The organism is Myxococcus vastator, assembly GCF_010894475.1.
GTDB classification, from domain to species: domain Bacteria; phylum Myxococcota; class Myxococcia; order Myxococcales; family Myxococcaceae; genus Myxococcus; species Myxococcus vastator.
The window spans coordinates 1-739 of the sequence record NZ_JAAIYB010000925.1; the positions used below are offsets into that span (position 1 = coordinate 1).

Consider the following 739-nt stretch of genomic DNA (forward strand, 5'->3'; position numbering starts at 1 on the left):
AGTTGGTTCCCCCCGAGGGGGCCCGGGTGGTGGAGGTGGATGCTGCCGGCCGGGAGCTGCCCGCCGGGGCGCCCGCCTCCGGGTCGCCCGCGCCCCTGGCCCCCGGTTCCTGACCGGGCAGGCGCGGAAGAAGGGGCGCACGCTGCCGAGACAGTCTAGAGTGCGTGCCACGACATGGCACAGATCAAGCTCGGTGAATTGCTGATCAAGGCGAACGTGCTTCAGGAGAGCCAGCTGAAGTCCGCGCTCGCCGAGCAGGCGAAGTGGGGCGGCAAGCTGGGCGAAATCCTGGTCAGGATGAGCCTCGTCTCCGAGGACATCCTGGTGCGCGCCCTGTCCAAGCAACTGGGGATGCCGGCGGTGAACCTGGACGCGGTGCAGATGGTGCAGCCGCACGTGAAGGCGAAGATTCCCGCCCAGACGGCGCGGGACTTCTCCGTGCTGCCGCTGCAGCTGCGGGATGACGGCAAGTCGCTGGTGGTGGCGATGGCCGATCCGCTCAACATGCGCATGCTGGACGAGCTGCGCGCCGTCACCAAGTGCCGCATCATCCCCAACGTGGCGGGCCGGACCTCCATTGCCCGGGCCTTCGCGCGCATCTACGAGCAGAACCACGAACTGGAGGACGCGGACACCAACTTCAAGGTGGTGGACGCCCAGGGCCGCACGGTGGTCAAGAGCCTCAAGGACCTGGAAGCCGCCGCGGCGCCCGCGCCGCGGCGGCTTCCAGGTCCTTGAG

General features: G+C 69.0%; 1 pseudogene. It reads left to right on the forward strand.

The window, feature by feature from the left end:
- Nucleotides 1-174: 174 nt before the first annotated feature.
- Nucleotides 175-729: pseudogene (locus tag G4D87_RS38370) on the forward strand (cyclic di-GMP-binding domain-containing protein, MshE-related); the annotation flags it as partial.
- Nucleotides 730-739: the final 10 nt, after the last annotated feature.